General features: G+C 58.2%; 15 protein-coding genes. 14 read left to right on the top strand and 1 reads right to left on the bottom strand.

The window, feature by feature from the left end; genetic code table 11:
- Positions 1-121 precede the first annotated feature (121 nt).
- The 6 genes from ETAA8_RS08140 (at position 122) to ETAA8_RS08115 (ending at position 8,173) form a co-directional block, all read left to right on the top strand.
- Entirely contained in the window at positions 122-2,191 is a 2,070-nt protein-coding gene (locus ETAA8_RS08140; RefSeq protein WP_145087337.1) for an FAD-dependent oxidoreductase, read from the top strand.
- Positions 2,192-2,423: 232 nt separating this feature from the next.
- Entirely contained in the window at positions 2,424-3,890 is a 1,467-nt protein-coding gene (locus tag ETAA8_RS08135) for a protein adenylyltransferase SelO (protein WP_145087335.1), read from the top strand.
- Positions 3,891-4,364: a thioredoxin family protein gene (locus tag ETAA8_RS35860; protein WP_145087333.1), complete on the top strand. Its 474-nt coding sequence runs from the start codon at positions 3,891-3,893 to the stop codon at positions 4,362-4,364.
- A 562-nt stretch (positions 4,365-4,926) separates the two neighbouring features.
- Positions 4,927-6,441 (top strand): IS21 family transposase, encoded by a 1,515-nt coding sequence (gene istA / locus ETAA8_RS08125; RefSeq protein WP_145086469.1) that lies wholly within the window; start codon positions 4,927-4,929, stop codon positions 6,439-6,441.
- Complete coding sequence (gene istB, locus ETAA8_RS08120) at positions 6,438-7,259, top strand: IS21-like element helper ATPase IstB (protein ID WP_145086466.1); 822 nt, start codon at positions 6,438-6,440, stop codon at positions 7,257-7,259. Before istA ends, istB begins: the two co-directional genes overlap by 4 nt.
- A 269-nt stretch (positions 7,260-7,528) precedes the next feature.
- Positions 7,529-8,173 carry a hypothetical protein gene (locus tag ETAA8_RS08115; protein ID WP_145087331.1) on the top strand — a complete coding sequence of 215 codons (645 nt, stop codon included), beginning with the start codon at positions 7,529-7,531 and terminating at the stop codon, positions 8,171-8,173.
- 603 nt (positions 8,174-8,776) lie between these two features.
- Here ETAA8_RS08115 and ETAA8_RS08110 read toward each other — a convergent pair.
- Positions 8,777-9,085: a helix-turn-helix domain-containing protein gene (locus ETAA8_RS08110; RefSeq protein ID WP_145087329.1), complete on the bottom strand. Its 309-nt coding sequence runs from the start codon at positions 9,083-9,085 to the stop codon at positions 8,777-8,779.
- Between the two features lie 129 nt (positions 9,086-9,214).
- On the opposite strand from ETAA8_RS08110, the gene ETAA8_RS08105 reads away from it, so the two are divergent.
- The 8 genes from ETAA8_RS08105 to ETAA8_RS08075 all read left to right on the top strand — a co-directional run bounded on the left by ETAA8_RS08105 (position 9,215) and on the right by ETAA8_RS08075 (position 18,217).
- Positions 9,215-9,673, top strand: a complete 459-nt coding sequence (locus ETAA8_RS08105; RefSeq protein WP_145087327.1) for a hypothetical protein — start codon at positions 9,215-9,217, stop codon at positions 9,671-9,673.
- A 188-nt stretch (positions 9,674-9,861) separates the two neighbouring features.
- A complete protein-coding gene (locus tag ETAA8_RS34460; protein WP_202921670.1) occupies positions 9,862-10,032 on the top strand; it encodes a hypothetical protein in 171 nt (56 codons plus the stop codon).
- Between the two features lie 527 nt (positions 10,033-10,559).
- Entirely contained in the window at positions 10,560-11,114 is a 555-nt protein-coding gene (locus tag ETAA8_RS08100) for a sigma-70 family RNA polymerase sigma factor (protein WP_145087325.1), read from the top strand.
- The gene (locus tag ETAA8_RS08095; protein WP_145087323.1) at positions 11,111-12,706 is read left to right on the top strand and encodes a LamG-like jellyroll fold domain-containing protein; all 1,596 of its coding nucleotides are present in this window, start codon (positions 11,111-11,113) and stop codon (positions 12,704-12,706) included. Before ETAA8_RS08100 ends, ETAA8_RS08095 begins: the two co-directional genes overlap by 4 nt.
- A 133-nt stretch (positions 12,707-12,839) precedes the next feature.
- A complete protein-coding gene (locus ETAA8_RS08090) occupies positions 12,840-14,141 on the top strand; it encodes a DUF1501 domain-containing protein (protein WP_238397704.1) in 1,302 nt (433 codons plus the stop codon).
- 111 nt (positions 14,142-14,252) lie between these two features.
- Positions 14,253-15,665, top strand: a complete 1,413-nt coding sequence (locus ETAA8_RS08085) for a DUF1501 domain-containing protein (RefSeq protein ID WP_145087319.1) — start codon at positions 14,253-14,255, stop codon at positions 15,663-15,665.
- 75 nt (positions 15,666-15,740) lie between these two features.
- Positions 15,741-16,820 carry a DUF2961 domain-containing protein gene (locus ETAA8_RS08080; RefSeq protein ID WP_145087316.1) on the top strand — a complete coding sequence of 360 codons (1,080 nt, stop codon included), beginning with the start codon at positions 15,741-15,743 and terminating at the stop codon, positions 16,818-16,820.
- 56 nt (positions 16,821-16,876) lie between these two features.
- The gene (locus ETAA8_RS08075) at positions 16,877-18,217 is read left to right on the top strand and encodes a DUF1501 domain-containing protein (protein WP_145087314.1); all 1,341 of its coding nucleotides are present in this window, start codon (positions 16,877-16,879) and stop codon (positions 18,215-18,217) included.
- Positions 18,218-18,240 lie beyond the last annotated feature (23 nt).

Here is an 18,240-nt window from a genome sequence, read left to right as displayed (position 1 = left end):
GTTGATGGGTCGGTACGTTCGGTTCGGGATGCCGAGACGAACCCTCCTACTAAGCGAGAGCGCAGATGCGGAGAATTGAATTCGGTCGACCAAGTGTTCGAGGCTATCGAAGGATTTCCCCATGATTGATCGTCAACGAATTTTAGCCGCGGTGGTGTTCCTGTGTTGCGGAATGACAGCCGTACAGGCGAGCGACGCCAGCAAGGCCGATGTGGTTGTCTATGGCTCGACGCCAGGTGGTGTCTGTGCGGCAATTGCCGCTGCTCGAGAAGGTGCATCGGTCATTCTCTTGGAACCGACGAATCATATTGGTGGTCTGAATACCGGCGGCCTCAGTTTTAGTGATTCCAACCAGACCGTGCGGAGCACGGTGATGGGCTTGTTTGATGAATGGCACTCGCGCATTGAACGAGACTACACCGAGCGCGGCGTTGTCTTGCCGTACAAGGTCGGCATCAAAGATCAGTCCAAGTGGACATACGAACCACACGTTGCGGCCAGGGTCACTCGACAGATGCTGGACGAGGCTGGCGTCACCGTGCTAACCAATCGCTATCTACAGTCGGTGATCAAGGAGGGTAATCGAATCACATCCGTTGTGACTAACGATGGAACATTTACCGCCAAAGTCTTCGTCGATGCTACTTACGAAGGTGACCTGTTACCGGCCGCAGGGGTGAGTTGGACGATTGGACGTGAAGGACGCGCCGCGTTCGGAGAGTCGCTGGCTGGCAAGCGCTACCCCAAGGGGAAAATGAACATCGACGGTTTTGACAGCGAGGGCAAGCCGTTGCCATTGATTACCACTACGAATGCCGGTCCTGAAGACGAAGGCGACCAGAATGTGATGGTTTACAGCTTTCGACTGTGCCTGACAGCTGATCCCAAGATTCGCGTACCGTTTCCCAAACCGGTGAACTACGATCCCGCACGTTTCGAAGTCATTCGGCGGTTTGTCCAGAACGGAGGAAAGGTCGGCTTTGATCTTTATCCTCTCCCTGGTGGCAAAGTCGACGGCAATAATTCGATTGGCGGGCAATTCTCCATCGGCCTAGTTGGTGGCGGTAATGACTGGTGCGCGGCCGGCGAGACTGGCCGCAAGGCGATCTGGGAAGCTCACAAGCAGTACACCCTGGAGTTCTATCACTTTCTTACGACCGACCCAGCAGTTCCCGAAGCTGATCGCAGGCGATTCTCGGCCCTTGGTTTGTGTAGGGACGAGTTTGCCGACTACGGACACTTTTCACCATCGCTGTATGTGCGTGAAGGGCGGCGCATGAAAGGCATGTATGTGCTGAGCCAGAAAGACATCCTGGAAGAGCCTGAGAAGGAAGACCCGATTGTTGTCTCATCTTTCCCGATCGATTCTCATGATTGCCAGCGAGTTGCAATCAAAGACGGCGGGGTCATCAATGAGGGAACGATCTTCCCTGTGAGGCGCAAGAGCCCCGCTCAGGGATATGCATACCACGTTCCTTATCGCTCGATCTTGCCGAAACCCGAGGAATGCGAAAATCTGCTCGTCCCAGTCGCTCTCTCTTGTACGCATGTCGGTATCTCCTCGATTCGAGTCGAACCGACGTGGATGATCCTCGGTCAAAGCGCAGGGATCGCAGCAGCACTCGCTGCAAAGCAAGAATTGGCTGTCCAAAAACTGCCGTACCCGAAGCTGCGCGAGCGGTTGCTCGCCCAAAAGCAGGTGCTGGAATTACCTACGATCTCAGAGACCGAGTCCACGGCTCATTCAATTGACTCGGGCAAACTGCCGGGCATCGTGCTAGACGATCGCAATGCGAAGTTAGCAGGTCAGTGGACTCACTCGACCAATTTCAAGCCGCACATCGATCGCGGCTACGTTTATTGCGGCGAGAAAGATGCTACCACCAAAGGCGATGGCTCGACATCCGCCACGTTTCGCTTCAAATCCCCGAAAACCGGTCGGTATCAGCTTCTCCTTGCCTATTCGGCGCACGAGAGTCGAGCGAACAATGTTCCTGTGACGGTTACTTCTGGCAGTGCCACTAAGACGCTGACTGTTGATCAGACCAAGCCGTTACCTGCGGGGAAGCTCTTCCGCCCGATTGATACGATCGATCTGCAAGCTGAGGTAGAAACCACCATTTCGATTTCCAATGCCAACACCGTCGGCTTCGTCATCGTCGACGCGATCCAACTACTGCCGACCGAATGATCCGTCAAAGCGACCAAATCACTGACTGCTTCAAGTCAGGTTCGGCCCCGGGGACGGCTCGGACACAGAAACTAACTAGAGAACGCGGAACGAATCGGGGCGATTGATTTCGTTGCGGAACAGCTAGAAGGTCCGACGAACCAGACCGCCGATCTGCCGCAATTTTGCCTTCGGAATTGCTTAATCGTCTATAATTCCTAGATTCAGAAGCAAAGCAAGGGAATGACGATTGATGCCATCAGTTGCGAACACCGATATTGGCTGGCGGATGGAGCACACTTATGCACGTCTGCCAGAAACGCTCTTTAGCTCTGCTTTACCGGTTCCGGTACGTGATCCACAAGTTTCTATCCTGAACGACCGGCTCGCCCGTGTGCTTGGAATCAATTTGTCAAGAACCACACCGGAAACGCTGGCGTCGCTATTTGCGGGGAACCAACTGCCAGGTGACTTTCAGCCGATCGCGCAGGCTTACGCTGGTCATCAGTTCGGCGGCTTCACCATGTTGGGGGACGGTCGCGCCATATTGCTCGGCGAACATCGCACCCCGGCCGGCAATTTGCTCGACATTCAACTAAAGGGGGCAGGACGAACGAGGTTCTCACGAGGCGGTGACGGTCGAGCAGCGCTCGGGCCGATGCTCCGCGAGTATCTGATCAGTGAAGCCATGTTTGCTTTAGAAATTCCCACTACGCAAAGCTTGGCGGTAATCACCACCGGAGAACCGGTCTATCGAGAATCCGTCCGTAAAGGAGCGATCCTGGTCCGAGTTGCCGCGAGTCACATTCGAGTCGGGACTTTTCAATATTTGGCCGCCACGCGGGACTACACGAGTCTGAAAGCCCTGGCCGACTATGCAATCGAAAGGCATTATCCAGAAATCGGAGATACTCCAAACAAGTATCAGGACTTCTTGTGGGCGGTGATTGATCGCCAGGCTGCACTCATTGCCAAGTGGCAGGCGGTCGGTTTCATCCATGGCGTGATGAATACTGACAACATGGCAATTTCGGGCGAGACGATTGATTATGGCCCCTGTGCCTTTATGAACGCCTATGACCCGGATACTGTGTTTAGCTCAATTGATCATGCGGGCAGGTATGCCTATCGCAATCAGCCGGCGATCGCAATGTGGAACCTAGCACGCTTTGCCGAAACTCTCTTGCCGCTGTTAGATTCGGACTCGAATCGAGCAATCGCCATCGCTACGGAGACCATTAGCGAGTCCCCAGCCCTCTTCGATCGATACTGGCTCGATGGCATGCGGCGAAAGTTGGGACTACAGACGCCAGATTCGGGTGATCTTGAGCTCGTTCGATCACTTCTGGACTGGATGCAGCAAGCTGGCGCAGATTACACCAACGTCTGGCGTGATCTGTCCGCGGGTACCATGCCTGCTGGTCATTATTACAACCAGCCCGACTTCCAAGCTTGGTACGCGCGGTGGCAGGAACGATTGAACTGTGAACAAAAACCGCACAGCTCAATCTACGCCGGCATGCGGATCGTCAATCCGGCGTTCATTCCTCGTAATCACCGCGTTGAAGAAGCATTGTCTGCCGCCGAGGATTCAGGCGATTTGTCGCCGCTGCATCGGCTGCTGGAAGTTCTGAAGCGACCCTATGATGCCACAGGGGGGCAATCGTACAGAGAACCACCCGCCAGTGAATGCAACTATCGAACGTTTTGTGGTACTTAAATGCCCATCTCTTCCCCTTACAGCGAGATCCAACCCGCGCGCCAGCAACTCGATGAAGGCACCGGATTAGTGCTCCTAGAATTTGGCGCTGGCTGGTGCGGCCACTGCCTGGCGTTAGAACCGGCCATCAGAGAAGTACTTGAGAAGCGCAGTGACGTCCTGCACATACGAATCGCCGACGGACGAGGCAAGCCACTCGGACGATCCTTTCGGGTCAAGCTTTGGCCAACATTTATCGTGCTGCACGATGGGCATGTAATCGCCGAATTAGTCAGACCGACTGATGAGGAGGTTCGACGTACAATTGCGGCACTTCCGCGTCCTGACGCGGAACATCAACCAAAAAAAGTAATGGTCGGAACGCTGATACTAACTGGGGAGCGCAAAGTAAAGTGGCGTTGCTACCCTACCTGCCGCTCTCAGCTGTCCTCGCCGGTTCAATACCAACTGCCGCTTCAGGCACTTGCCGCGTGACTCCAATCTCCTCGGAGGACCGTAGGCCTGTGTTTGATCCCCGGTTCAAACTATGGTCGCTATTATTCGCCAGCCAATCTACCAATGGCGCTCGGTTTGCGAACCGATCGATGACTGGCGTCGTGTCAAAAAATGCGGTGCTCGGGCCTCATTCGCGTAACCGTACAAAAACTCACTGCCGATTCGGGCGAGGCAAGCCTCGTCAAAATATGGGTGGCGACTTGGGATCTCGCCGCCTGCCTGAAGGAAGTTGGCTACCCGCTCGGCCAGTGAACACCCAAATTTAATATTGTCCAACGGCGGCAGAGGCAGGGAAACCGTGAACTGAGTGTGGCAGACTGGGCAGACACGAGAATCTCCCTGGCGAAAGGTATTATTCGCACCAGAGTTCAATACGCTTCCGCAGTTCGGACACTTACTGTAAACGACGGTCGAATAGTGCAGCGCGCGGCGGAGCCGATGGTCGGTCGAAAAGTGCAGCGCTAGCCCTGCTCGTGAGAATCCGTAAGGCAGATTTGAGGCTTCCCAGCGTCTCAAGCCTTACGATCCGCGAGCGTAGCCCATGCTGCGAGATATGCATAACTGGACCGAAATCCGTCGTCTTGTCCTGACCGAGAAGAAATCCAAACGAGCGGTTTGCAGGGAATTTTCCCTTCACTGGCAGACCCTCGAAAAGATCCTGCAGCACCCTGAGCCGCCCGGTTATCGACAACGTCTGCCCCGGGAGCGGCCCAAACTCGATCCGTTCCTGCCGATCATCCACGAGATCCTGGAGCAGGACAAAACGGCGCCCCGCAAGCAGCGCCACACCACTAAACGGATCTTCGACCGCCTGCGTGCCGAGCATGGCTACACCGGCGGGATCACGGTGGTCGGCGAGGTCGTGCGGGAGTGGCGAACGACCACGGCGGAGGTGTTCTTACCCTTGTCGCATCAACCGGGCGAAGCCCAGTTCGACTTCGGCGAAGCGGAGGTGGTGCTGCAAGGCATGCCGACGAAAGTCGCGTACTGCGTCATGTCGTTGCCGTACAGCGACGCGTTCTTCGTGCAGGTCTTTCCTCGCGAATGCACCGAGACGTTTCAAGCGGGCCATCAGCGGGCCTTTGAGTTCTTCGGCGGCGTGCCCCGCCGGATCAGCTACGACAACAGCCGGATTGCTGTGGCCCGGTTCGTGGGGAAACGGGGTGACACGCCGACGCGTGAGTTCCTACGGCTGCAGAGTCATTATCTGTTTGAGCATCACTTCTGCCTGGTGCGACGGCCGATGGAGAAGGGGCATACGGAGAACCTCATCGGTTTCGCGCGGCGGAACTTCCTGGTGCCGGTACCACGGACCGGCAGCCTGGAAGTGCTGAATGCCGAACTCGAGCGGCAGTGCTGTGAAGATCTGGAACGCCAGTTACGCGGACAACCGGCGAACAAAGCCACGTTGTTGGCAGAGGAGCAGGCTGCGTTGTTGCCGCTGCCGAAGTCGGGCTTTGAAGCGCGGCGAGTCGAACCGGCCCAGGCCAACTCTCTTTCCTTGGTTCGCTTCGACGGCAACGATTACTCGGTGCCGACGCAGTATGCTCATCAGAAAGTGACCGCAATTGGCGGCCTGGAGGAAGTTCGGCTGGTCGTTAACGACAAGTTGGTTGCCCAGCATCCACGCGACTGGTCGAAGGAGCAGGTCCATTACAACCCGCTGCATTACCTGGCACTCTTGGAGCGGAAGCCAGGGGGCTTGGACTTCGCGAAACCCCTGGAAAACTGGGGCTTGCCGGACTGTTTCGATCTCCTCCGGCGGCGTCTGGAAGCAGATGGCGGCGCACACGGCCGCCGGGAGTTCATCAAAACCTTGCGGCTGCTGGAGACTATCTCGCTGGCTGCATTAACTGCGGCGATTGAGCGGGCACTGGAGATCGACGTTCTGGCCGTCGATGCGATTCGGCTGCTCGTGCAGCAGGGACTGGAAGAGCCGACGCGGTGGTTTCGGCTGGACAATCATCCGCATCTGCAGTCGCACTCGATCCCTCCTCCCAATCTCCTGTCTTACCGTGAACTGACCTGCGCGCTGACGACGGGAGGTGTGTTATGAAATCTCTCGAAACCAAAAGCACGGTGCTGCTCAAGCATCACTTGAAGGCCCTACGGTTGCCGTCGTTCCTGGAGGGCTGCGAGAAAACGGCCCAGCGGTGTGCGACGGAGAACGTCGATCATCTGGGCTTTCTGCTGCAACTGTGTGAGCTGGAGTTACTCAACCGTGAGAAGCGTGCCAGCGAGCGGCGGCTCAAGTCAGCGCGCTTTCCCAACCTGAAATCGCCTGGTGATTTCGACTTCGCCGCCCAGCCCTCGCTCAATCGCGTGCTGGTGGCAGAACTACTGCGGTGCGAGTTCGTGGAACGCCGCGAGTCGGTGATCTTTCTCGGGCATCCGGGCACGGGGAAGACGCACCTGGCCATCGCGCTTGGCATTGCCGCCTGTCAGCGGGGCAAACGGGTCCGCTTCTGCCGCGTGACGGAACTGATCACGCAACTTATGGAAGCCCGAGAAGAACGGACGCTGCTGCGGATGAAGTCGTCACTAGCCAAGTTCGATCTGCTGATCCTCGATGAACTGGGTTACGTCCCCGCCAGTAAGCTGGGCGCGGAGTTGCTCTTCGAGGTCATCAGTAGCGCTTACGAACGCCAATCGTTGATCGTGACCACCAATCTGCCGTTCGAGCAATGGACCGAAGTCCTGGGCAGCGAGCGCCTGACCGGCGCCGTGCTCGATCGGCTGACACACCGCTGCCACATCCTCGAATCGACCGGCGAAAGTTATCGCTTGCAAGACGCGCGGCGCCGCCGCAAAGGATCGCGCCCGAAACCGGCGACCTCATCCTTGTCACCCGCCGATGAAACGGCAGAATCCTAGCCGTCGTTACAACCGTCGCAATCCTTCCTCCTCCGGAGGAGGAAGGATTCTTACTGGAATGCCCCAACACCCTGATTTAGACTGAGACCCTTCCCCACCTCAGCGCCACACTTTTCAACCGCCGCGCGCTGCACTATTCGACCGTCGTTTACAATCAGATCATTCCCTCAACCCGCTACAGCAAATCGACGCTGCAGCTTTCGCCTGCGGATGCCAAGTTCCTGGTTGATAATCTGCACCGGCTCCCCAATGGCAATACTCACCGGGAATTGACCATCGACCTCAACGGCAGCATCATCCTGCGAGCTACGTCGATCAGCACGCCGCGCCCCGCGGAGATGATCCTGCGCAACTCCAGCAAGCAGGGCGACGACATCCGCATTTGTACGGACCGAAATTTCCTTGCTCGGGCCGCTGCGATGGGATTCTCGGAGATCCATCTGCCCGACAACGTGTCGCCTGCAGTCGCCCAGGATGCGAATCGCACCTTTCTCTGGATGCTGCTCGATCCAAAAGAGGCGCTCAAGCCCTCGGACGATTGTCTGCGGATTGAATCCCCTCTGGATTATGGCCATCGTATTTCACCACCTCCAAGACCCCGAAAGGAAACCCCCGTGAACCGGATTACACCGTCGATCAGTCAGCCGCAGCCCGCGGCACCCTCGCAGCCGGCAACCCAGCTCGCGACTCAGCAAGAAGCGTCCGAGGGAGCGCAAGTCGTTCGCCGCCGCAAACAACGAGTCCCTGGCAAGGCAACCAGCGCGCTGGAACAGGCCATTTCCCTACGGGATCAGTTGCGGGAAGTTCTGGCCAGCAGCAAGGAGTTGATTGGGTCCCTCAAAAACGAGAAGCGAAGCCAGAAGTCCCTGAAGCTGGCCCTCGACTCACTCAAGCAGTTGCAGCACGTGGCGTAACGGGCGCGTCTGGTCAATCGAATAATTGCTGCCCGCATCAAGTGCGTGCTCCGTAAGGGGGGGATGTTATGCCGCGGGTAGCCTTTCTGCGCCCTCTCCGGAATTCAGCCGGAGAAGCGGCGAGTCTCTAATGCCATGTTTCTCAGGATTGAAAGGAGATGTTTATGCACTGCAGGCGAATGAAAAAGAAGAATGTTCCGCAGCTCCAGTGGCTGGAGGACTGCCTCGACGCGATTTTGAAGACTTTGGCGCAGATCATCCGATCATTTGTGCCGGGGCGACGGTGACCACATGCCCTTCGACGGCGCCCGTCATTTTGGACATGTGGCCATCGTAATTGTTGCTGCAACTCTCCTCTCAGCACCTGCGGCAGGCTGGTGGGGAGCGCTGGGTGCGGCCGTTGCCTTGTATTACTTGCTGTCGTTCTTCAACGCCTTGGAAAGGCGCGATCTAGTTGAGGAGGACCGGCGTCACCAGAATCGAAAGCGCGGCCAAGGACATTCTGGCTGAGGAATCCTTGCACTGCCTGTCGTCACCAAAAAGGTATTCCGCACCGAGTTGCGGCCCCGGTGGCGGCAGGAGTGCACTGCGGTGAACTCATGGTTAGGTCTGATTCGGTCGGCCTAACGGAACAGTAATACCAGGGAAAGCAGTCCGCTGGGTAGGAGGGTGCCGCGTGACGATCCGTTTCGGTTTCACTCGCATGAACTCCAGCAGCCGCTCTACTTCGCTCTCCGAGATACGAATCCGCCCATGGCCTGACGGACCTGCTTGCAGGTAAGCAACGGTGACGCGTTCGCCGCGGATTCTGAGCAACCCATAGTCTGATTGACTGAGCCAGTCATAAAGGGTCGTGACCGTGATCCCTAAGCGACGCGCGGCCTCTCGCGGTTGCAGGAAATCGTCGGCCATCGGTGCATTCCTTTGACTTGTGAGTTGGGCTCGTCACAAGACAAGGGGAATTCCGGTCAACTTTTCGGGTCGTGAGATCTTGAACCGCTTGCTCGCGGCACGAGTTGCTGCGTGCCATGGGCGAACCTGATGCTCTCGCACCACATCGATACGATCTGGTGCGACGATACAGGCCATGTGGTCATTCGTACCTGCAAGCTCGGCGCGCTGGCTGGCGATCTGACGCTCTTCATCACCGATTCCAGTCGCCCGCAAGGCTCCGCATCTGATGCGGTGCCGGCAAAGTTCTGCGCCAAGCCACGCCGACGGGCGCGCTTGGACATCAACGGTGCCATTGACGACGACGAAGCGGAAATCGAAGCGAATGAATTCGCCGTGGATACGGACCGGTTTGCTGGACTAGGGCCGGAATGGTTTGCCGAGGACCATTTCGACGTGCCGGAGACATTATCCTGGGCCAAGACAAATTGCAGGCGGTGGCGGAGTTTCGGCTTAATCATCATGCCTCTATGGAAGTCACGGCAAAGCACTTCGGCAAGACGGTGCCAACAATCCGGGCAGCCCTCCGGTATCGGCGTGTTGATTTAGTCGAATTCGCAAACAATGGAAAGTATCTTTCCAATAAATGAGTTAGTGGATCATGAACTTCCGTTATTTTCCAAAACTCGACTAAATCAACACGCCGGTATGCAAGGGAGAAATTCGGCATCGAGGCGTTCGGAAAGTCGGTCAGCCGTCCAAATTTGCCGAACTGGTCCCGCGCCAATGCTCAAGCCGTGACCGACTTCATGGGCCAGCCAAACGTCAGCATGAAAATGGCATTTGCACATTTCGGCAAGACTGAGCCAACGATTCGCAAAGCCCTAAATTTTGCGAAAACTGAGGCGAATCAAACCGATTCAACTCAGCACGATCCTCAAGTCAACGATCAATCTGATGCTGCTTAGTTAGCAGCGTAGCCAGGGGGGCGGGGGCGAAAGCCTCCGCCCTCCTGCCTTTTCTCTTTAACTATCAGAACTATTTCACAGATAATAACTAGTCTCCGGTTTGCCAACTCCCCCTGAAATCGCCCCTCGCCGTAAGCCGTTCAATTACAACCCGATGCGCATCGCAAAGGGTTTCCGAATTCTGTCCGCGTTATGGTGATGGCGTGCGAGCCAGCGCAACGCCAATCTAGCTCCCTTGGCGGCGTTGTTCGACACCTATGTCGAGCAGGGTGCTGTCTCTAAAAGGCTACCTCCTGCGGCATCATGCTTTGCTTGGCAACTCGTCGGTACAACTTAGTGAGGGTCCGGCCATCGTGGGCCAAGTGATCCCGCCGAGATCTCTCATGCTAACGCAATATGTTGCCTTGACAGCACTTGCGATCATTCATGGCGAATAGCAGGCTGGCTAACATCCATGGCCATGAAAAATATCCGCGGGATTCTGCGGTGTTCGGCTAAGTTCTAATAACGAATGATTTCCCGCTCCCGTGACCGATTCTGATCGGCGAGGCTGGCCGCTGATGGCATCCGCTGAGTTTGTAGCACAGATCACCCGAGTGCAACGGCAGCTGCACGCCTTCATCCTGTCGATGGTTTGGAACGCCACCGAAGCGGATGACATCTTACAGCAGACAAACCTGGTGCTTTGGGGAAAGGCGGCGGAGTTTGACGCCACTCGCCCTTTTCTCCCCTGGGCGATGCAGTTTGCTCAATGGCAGGCCCTTGCGTGGCTAAAGACGCGCAGGCGGCAGCAGCAACGGGTGGTGATCGACGACGATCTCGCGAAGTTGCTGGCGGACGAGGCGGCAGCGGATGAGCAGATGTTTGAGGCCCGGCGTAATGCGCTCGCGTCATGTCTGCAAAAGCTGAGGCCAGAGCAACGCGAACTCATTGCTCGGCGCTATGAACCGGAGGCAACGGTGACTGCACTGGCCGCGGCCGGCGGAGTGACTGCTAAGGCATTTTCGGATCGGCTCAGGCGCATACGACACGCACTTCTGGAGTGTATCGAGAGGACTATCGCCGAGGAGGCCTTCTCATGAATACGATCGATGGAGACCTCGAAGCCCTGTTTAATCGACTCGTGGATGGCATTGCTTCGGAAGCGGACGAGAAACAGCTGGGCGAATTGTTACGCTCCCGCCCCGAAGTTCGCCGCGCATATCGGGAATTCATGAGTTTGCATGCAGCCCTTCATTGGGATTTTGTGGCCGCGTTATCGCCAGAAGTCGCAGGCAAAAATTCGCTGAAGTCGCCGCCTGCCGTTTCGTTTCCAGCATCGCCAATGGGCTGGATGCTGGCTTTCGCGGCCGGAACAATCATTGCCAGCGTCGTTGCAATTTTCTGGCCGAGGACGAATGTTGATCGTGCTCCGAATGAAATCGTTGCGACACACCAACCGCGAGAAACCACGAATCCCGCGCCCAAGACCGATGTCATTGCGGCACTCTTGGTCGATCAAGTAGGAGCTGAATTTGCGGAAGGTCGAGCGCCCGATGGGATTCGCATTGGTCCGGGCGAGTACGAGTTGCTCAAAGGAATAGTGCATTTACGATTCGCCCAGGGAGCGGACGTCGTCATCGCCAGTCCGGCGCGACTGGATGTCCGCGACGCACAACATACTCGGCTGGTCTATGGCAACGTGCGCGTCACGGCTCCGTCAACCGCGCGGGGTTTCACGATCGCAACCGACGCGGCAGACTACGTGGACCTGGGAACGGAGTTTGGTCTGCGCGTCGATCATCGGAATGGCGCGAGCGACCTGTATGTGTTCGACGGGCAAGTGAATGTCGCGGATCCTCGGACGGGAAAAGTGTTGTCCGAAGTCATGGAGGGTGAGTCGTCGCGTTATGTGGACGGTGCAGCCGAGACGGTGCCAGAAATTGACGAGCAGGCGTTCCCGACCCCTGGAGCGATTGGATTTCAGCGTTGGCAGCAATACGAACAAGAGATGCGAGCGGATAATCGGCTGTTGGCGTTTTATCCGTTTCGCCGCACTTCGGACGAGAGTGCGTTGGTCAATTCGCGCACCGAAACTGAAATGCCCGCCGGTCGGATCGAGGGCGCACGCTGGACGACCGGACGTTGGCCGGGCAAAGAGGCGTTGCTCTTTGATCGAGACACGGATTTCGTGCAGCTAAACATTCCCGGCGAACATGACGAACTGACGATCGCTGTTTGGCTGAAACTCGATCGGCTTGATTTCGTGTTCAATGCGATTCTTAACTCCGACGGATACGACCTGGGGCACGTTCACTTGCAGTTGACGCGACAAGGACATCCTCGCGGCGGCGTGGCGGTCGCGGGGCAGTATGAGGACCGGCTCGTTGGGAGTCCAGTTCCCCTAGGTCAGTGGACTCACGTTGCCTCGGTGCTGTCGCGAGAAACGCGTTCGCACCGCGTGTACGTGAACGGCATTCTGGCACTTGAGCGACACTGGAGAACAGACCAAGTCCTACATCCCGGTTCGTGTCGGCTGGGGAATTGGCTTGCTCTTGAAGGTGATCAGGTGACAACCCGCGCGCTACGCGGCCGGGTGGACGAACTGGCGATCTGGAACCGCAATTTGTCGGTGGATGAAATCAAGAAGCTGTTCGAGGTAGGACGTCCGGGAATGCTGGGAAGCGACAAGTAGCTGAATCTTGTGCCCGGACAAATCAAGACTTACAGACTGAGGAGTAGTGCGAATGAACTTGAAATCTTGTAACGGACCATTTTCGCGGCGATCGTTGTTGCAAATGGGGACGCTGGGTGTCAGCGGGATCTGCATGGCGGATCTGCTGCGGTTGCGAGCGGCCGCGGGGCAGGCGAGCCACGCGCCGGATACGGCGGTGCTGTTCGTCTGGTTGGCCGGTGGCCCGCCGCACCTGGACATGTACGACATGAAGCCCAACGCGCCCGAGGAGTATCGCGGTCCGTTTCAGCCGATCGAGACGACGGTGCCGGGGCTGGAGGTGTGCGAGCTGATGCCACTGCATACGAAGATCGCGGACAAGTACACCGTCATCCGCAGCATCGCCCACACGTTCAACGACCACGGGGGCGGCAGCAAACGGTTCATGACCGGGCGAATTCCGGCCACGCCGACCGAGACGGTCAACGATGCCCCATCGGTGATCTCGATCGTCGCCAAGATGCGCGAGCAGCTCGATCTCGGCCTGCCGAATTGTGTGATCGCGGCTGATGGCGGACGGGAGAGTGTGCATACGTATGCTCAGGGGCCGGCCTACCTGGGGCCGAAATACAACGCTTTTGGAGTCGGCGGCAATCCCAATCAGCCGAACTTCGAGATCAAAAACGTCACACTGCACAAAAATGTCGAGGGGCGCCTCGATGACCGCATGCAATTGCTGCAGAGCTTTGATCACCTCCGGCGGCAGGTCGACGCCAGCGGCACAATGGGGGCCATGGACAGCTTCCATCAAAAGGCGATCAGCATCATGACCAGCCCGCGGACGCGCGAGGCGTTCGATCTCTCGCAGGAACCCGATGCACTCCGGGATCGCTACGGCCGAAACTCCTGGGGGCAGCGGGCGCTGCTCTCGCGGCGGCTTGTGGAGGCCGGGTGCAGCTTCGTTACTTGCGTGCTGGAGAATCCGAATCTGCCGAACACGTTTTACAACTGGGACACGCACGCCGTGAACCATGACAACTTCATCGACATGCGACAGCGTTTGCCACTCTACGACCAAGTGGTCACGGCGCTCGTCGAAGATCTGTACGCCCGCGGACTGGACAAGAAGGTGCTGCTGGTGGTCACGGGCGAATTTGGCCGCTCGCCAAGGATCAGCCAATCCAGCGGTGGGGCGAAGGGAATGCGTTACGGCCGCGAGCATTGGCCGCAGGCGATGTCGGTTCTTGTGAGCGGCGGCGGCATGCGGCACGGGCAAGTGATTGGCTCGACCAACAGCAAGGGTGAGCACCCACACGAGCGCGAGCTCACGCCCAACGACCTCTGGGCAACGGTCTACAAGCATCTTGGCATCAACCAACACGACGCGATCCTCGATTACACGGGCCGCCCGCAGCATTTGCTGCCGTTTGGAGAGCCGATTCGGGAGCTGGTGTAGGAGAAGTAGGACAGGGCGGCCGGCCCTTCTAGAGACGTACAACCCAGCCACGTACAACCCAGCCACGTACAACCCAGCCACGTACAACCCAGCCCCACCAGAGTTTTCTTCATGTTGACCTTGATCGATAGTCGTCGTGGCTTCTCGCGCCGGTCCTTTTTGCAAGTTGGTAGTCTGGCCTTGGGCGGGCTCGCTCTACCGCAGTTGCTGGCCGCCAAGGCGGCGGGGGCGGCTAATGCGAAGGTGCTCCGCGACAAAGCGGTCGTCTTCTTATTTATGCACGGCGGCCCCAGCCAAATCGAAACCTTCGATCCGAAAATGTCGGCCCCGGCGGAGATCCGCAGCGTCACCGGCGAAGTACAAACGAAGCTCCCCGGCGTGACGTTCGGCGGCACGTTTCCGCAGTTGGCTGAGCGAGCGGACCGACTGGCGATCGTCCGCTCGTTCACGTTCGGAGGCCGCAGCGACCACGACCTCCGGCCGATCGCCGGCAGGGAATCGCTCGACGCCAATCTCGGTACGTGTTATTCCCGAGTCGTCGGTGCTATCCGGCCCGGCACGGGCATGCCCACCAACGTCGTGCTGTTCCCGCGGTCGGTCGATCCTACGGCAGGCCCGAATAATAACGTCGTGTGGGGCCGATTCGACAGTACCGGGCCGTTCGGCGCGGCCTACGCGCCGCTGATCCCCGGTACCGTCAGCAGCGGCGGCTCCCTGCAGCAGGACATGCAACTGACGCTGCCCCTCGATCGGCTGGACGGCCGCCGGCAATTGTTAGCCAGCCTCGACGGCGTGAAGCGGCAGTTGCAAGTTCCCGAGTTCGACGACTATCGGCGGCAGGCTTTCGAGACGATTATTGGCGGCGTGGGAAAAGCGTTTGATCTGTCGCAGGAGGACCAGAGGGTGATCGATCGATACGACACGAGCCGTCTCTGCAATCCGGAATCGGTCCGGCTGGGGCCAGACGGGAAACAAAAGGGCTTTTATCCCCGCTATGTCGACCACGGCAAGACGCTGGGCAAGGAACTCCTGCTGGCCCGTCGGCTGGTGGAAGCGGGGTGCGGGTTCATCACGGTGACGACGAATTTTGCCTGGGACCACCACGCCGACGGCAATAATCCTGCCATGAAGGAAGGCATGAATTTTTCGGGGGCCGTGTTCGATCACGCGGTGTCGGTCTTTCTCGACGACCTGCGCGAACGCGGGCTGGAAGACAAGGTGCTGCTGGTCGCGACGGGGGAGATGGGGCGGACGCCAAAACTTCAGTCGGACGGCGGACGCAATCACTGGCCCCACAGCGCGCCGCTGCTGCTCGCCGGCGGTGGCCTGCCGATGGGCCAGGTGATCGGCCAATCGACGCGCGACGCGGGCCAGCCGGCGACGGAGCCGGTAACGGTCGAGAACCTGCACGCGACCATGCTGCACACGCTGCTGGACATCGGGCAGTTGCGATTGCAAACCCAATTTCAGGAGGTGATCCGAATCGCCACCGCCGCCGAGCCGATTACCGGACTCACGTTGTAGATACGACAAACACAACAAGCGTTCGCACTTGCAACGTTTTGGCTGACAAGTGACTGCCATTGATTTGTAAACAACATGAAACGATTCGACATTCGCTTCGTAATGGGACTGATTGGGCTTCTTGGCCTTTGCCGATGCGTGCAGGCTGAAACCCCAAATCCCGCGCCGCTTTATCAGATGCCGTCCGGACAGAAGACTCAGGTCGACTGGTCGGGCATGGTTCTTGCCCCCGGAAGCAGGACCGATATCGTGGATCTCAAGGACCCAGGCGTGATCACCCGGTTCTGGGCAACCTTTGGTCCTTCCAAACAGCTGGGCCTCGACAATCGTCTTTGCCGCCTCCTGGTCATCAACATCTATTGGGACGGCAGCGGAAAACCCGCGGTGTCCGCTCCGCTGTCGGATTTCTTCTGCCAGCCGCTCGAACTGCAAGCGATCGAAAACGAATTCTTCGCGTCCTCGAACCGGTTCTGCGTCTTCGACTGCTCGATTCCCATGCCCTTTCGCAAGTCGGCTCGAATTGAAGTGGTGAACGACTCCGACAGGAAGATCGATTTCTTTCATCTGGTGCATGTTGATTGCAAGCCGGTGGGAGAAGACGCCTTGTATCTGCACGCCCACTGGAGACGGCAGAGCAACGTCAGCAAACAGGATTCGATCGTCGTGCTGCCGGAAGTTGCCGGCAAGGGACGATACCTGGGAACTCACTGGGCGGTCCACCAAGATCGGCCCGGAAAGAATTGGACATGGTACGACAGGCGGAGCCTGATCTTCACGGACAAGATGAACGACACCGACGCCCCGACGCTCAAAATCAATTCTATTGACGACTATCTGCTCTCCGGTTGGTGGTCGCGGGAAGAGTCGCATCTGCCCTACTCGCATCGCCACGCGGGACGCCCCTATGTTCACGAGGCCGGCGATCGCCTATCCATCGTGATGTACCGCTACCACGTCAAAGATGCCGTCTGGTTTCACGAGAACGTTTCGTACCGCCTGACCGGGTTGGGATTCGACGTCGGCCTGTCCGACTGGAGCTGCACCGCGTTCTTCTACCTGGACAAGCCGGCGAACAGCCTGCCCGACATTCAAGATGCCGAGATTCGCACGGCGGGATTTACGACGAAGTCCAACGCGGGCGCGGCACCTCCGTAGACAGCAAACCCGCTCGGCGACGCAAAGACGAAACTTCACCCACAAACGGATTAACCATGACCAGCAATCAACACGGTCGTTGCAACGGCCTGCACCGGCGCGAGCTGCTTCAAACTGGGGCCGCGGCTCTCAGCGGACTGACTCTCGCCGATTTCCTTCGCGCCGACGAACGCTCAACGCTCGATCCCGCATATCGGAAGCGATCGATCGTCAACGTCTGGTTGGCGGGCGGTGCTTCTCACCTGGACACCTTCGATATGAAGCCGGACGCTCCGGCGGAGATTCGTGGAGTCTTTCAGCCGATTGCCACGCGGACGCCCGGCGTGCAAATCTGCGAGCATCTGCCGCGTCTCGCTGAACGATTGGATCGGATGGTCCTCATCCGCTCGCTGATGGGAACCGTGGACTCGCATGACGGGGCCATGTGTGCGACGGGCTATCCGCCGGGCAGTTTGAAGAACCTCGGCGGACGGCCGAATATCGGATCGGTCGTGGCGAAGTTTCAGGGCCCGACCAACGGCAATGTCCCGACCGCTGTGGCGATGCTCTCGGCTTACAACCCCAGTGAGCAGGCGTACTTTCGCTCCGCGGGGTTTCTGGGCCCGGCGTTCGACTGCTACATGCCCGACAGTGCAGAGGGACGGGCCAACCTGCTGACGCGGAATATCACGCCCGAGCGGCGGTCTCTTCTGTCGCAGTTGGACACCCTGCGTCGCGATGTCGACGCCCGCGGCAACATGGCGGCGATGGATACCTACGCCGAACGGGCCTTTCAGTTCGTGACGTCGCGCGAGTTTGCCCACGCCCTAGACATCACGCGCGAGCCGCCGGAAGTGCGAAGCCGCTATTGCGCCGACCTCGGCAACAGTCCGGTGTCGAAGATCAAACTCGGGTTGCAGAATGCCCGGTTTTTGATGGCTCGGCGGTTGATCGAATGTGGTGCGAGATGCGTCAACCTAACCTGGGAAGAGGGTGGCGAACGGCGTTGGGATACGCACCGCGACAACTTCAATGCCCTAAAATACGAATTGTTGCCGTCGTTCGACATCGGCCTGAGTGCGTTCTTCGATGATCTCGAAACGCGGGGGATGCTTGAAGATGTGCTCGTGCTGGTGTGGGGCGAGTTTGGCCGCACGCCGCGAATCAACAAGGACGCGGGACGAGATCACTATGCGCCGGCGGCCTCCGCACTGTTGTTCGGCGGCGGGCTTAAGGTCGGCCAGGTGATCGGCAGCACGAACCGCTACGGAGAGCACCCGTCGAATCGTCCGATCCACTATCAACAGTTGTTCGCCACTCTGTATCGGCACCTGGGCCTCGATCCTGCGATGCGAATCCTCGACCGCACGATGAATCTCCTGGAACATACGGAGACGATTCGCGAGCTGGTTGTCTGACGCTTCCAGAAATAACTCATGCC

Source organism: Anatilimnocola aggregata (genome assembly GCF_007747655.1).
Classification (GTDB): Bacteria; Planctomycetota; Planctomycetia; order Pirellulales; family Pirellulaceae; genus Anatilimnocola; species Anatilimnocola aggregata.
This window is presented reverse-complemented; position numbering and strand designations above follow the sequence as displayed.

What these genes read in the sequence shown, in the direction of transcription:
- ETAA8_RS08140 (WP_145087337.1), top strand. Translation starts at nt 122, where the DNA reads ATGATTGATCGTCAACGAATTTTAGCCGCGGTGGTGTTCCTGTGTTGC.
- ETAA8_RS08135 (WP_145087335.1), top strand. Translation starts at nt 2,424, where the DNA reads ATGCCATCAGTTGCGAACACCGATATTGGCTGGCGGATGGAGCACACT.
- ETAA8_RS35860 (WP_145087333.1), top strand. Translation starts at nt 3,891, where the DNA reads ATGCCCATCTCTTCCCCTTACAGCGAGATCCAACCCGCGCGCCAGCAA.
- istA (WP_145086469.1), top strand. Translation starts at nt 4,927, where the DNA reads ATGCTGCGAGATATGCATAACTGGACCGAAATCCGTCGTCTTGTCCTG.
- istB (WP_145086466.1), top strand. Translation starts at nt 6,438, where the DNA reads ATGAAATCTCTCGAAACCAAAAGCACGGTGCTGCTCAAGCATCACTTG.
- ETAA8_RS08110 (WP_145087329.1), bottom strand. Translation starts at nt 9,085, where the DNA reads ATGGCCGACGATTTCCTGCAACCGCGAGAGGCCGCGCGTCGCTTAGGG.
- ETAA8_RS08105 (WP_145087327.1), top strand. Translation starts at nt 9,215, where the DNA reads ATGCTCTCGCACCACATCGATACGATCTGGTGCGACGATACAGGCCAT.
- ETAA8_RS08095 (WP_145087323.1), top strand. Translation starts at nt 11,111, where the DNA reads ATGAATACGATCGATGGAGACCTCGAAGCCCTGTTTAATCGACTCGTG.
- ETAA8_RS08090 (WP_238397704.1), top strand. Translation starts at nt 12,840, where the DNA reads ATGGCGGATCTGCTGCGGTTGCGAGCGGCCGCGGGGCAGGCGAGCCAC.
- ETAA8_RS08085 (WP_145087319.1), top strand. Translation starts at nt 14,253, where the DNA reads ATGTTGACCTTGATCGATAGTCGTCGTGGCTTCTCGCGCCGGTCCTTT.
- ETAA8_RS08080 (WP_145087316.1), top strand. Translation starts at nt 15,741, where the DNA reads ATGAAACGATTCGACATTCGCTTCGTAATGGGACTGATTGGGCTTCTT.
- ETAA8_RS08075 (WP_145087314.1), top strand. Translation starts at nt 16,877, where the DNA reads ATGACCAGCAATCAACACGGTCGTTGCAACGGCCTGCACCGGCGCGAG.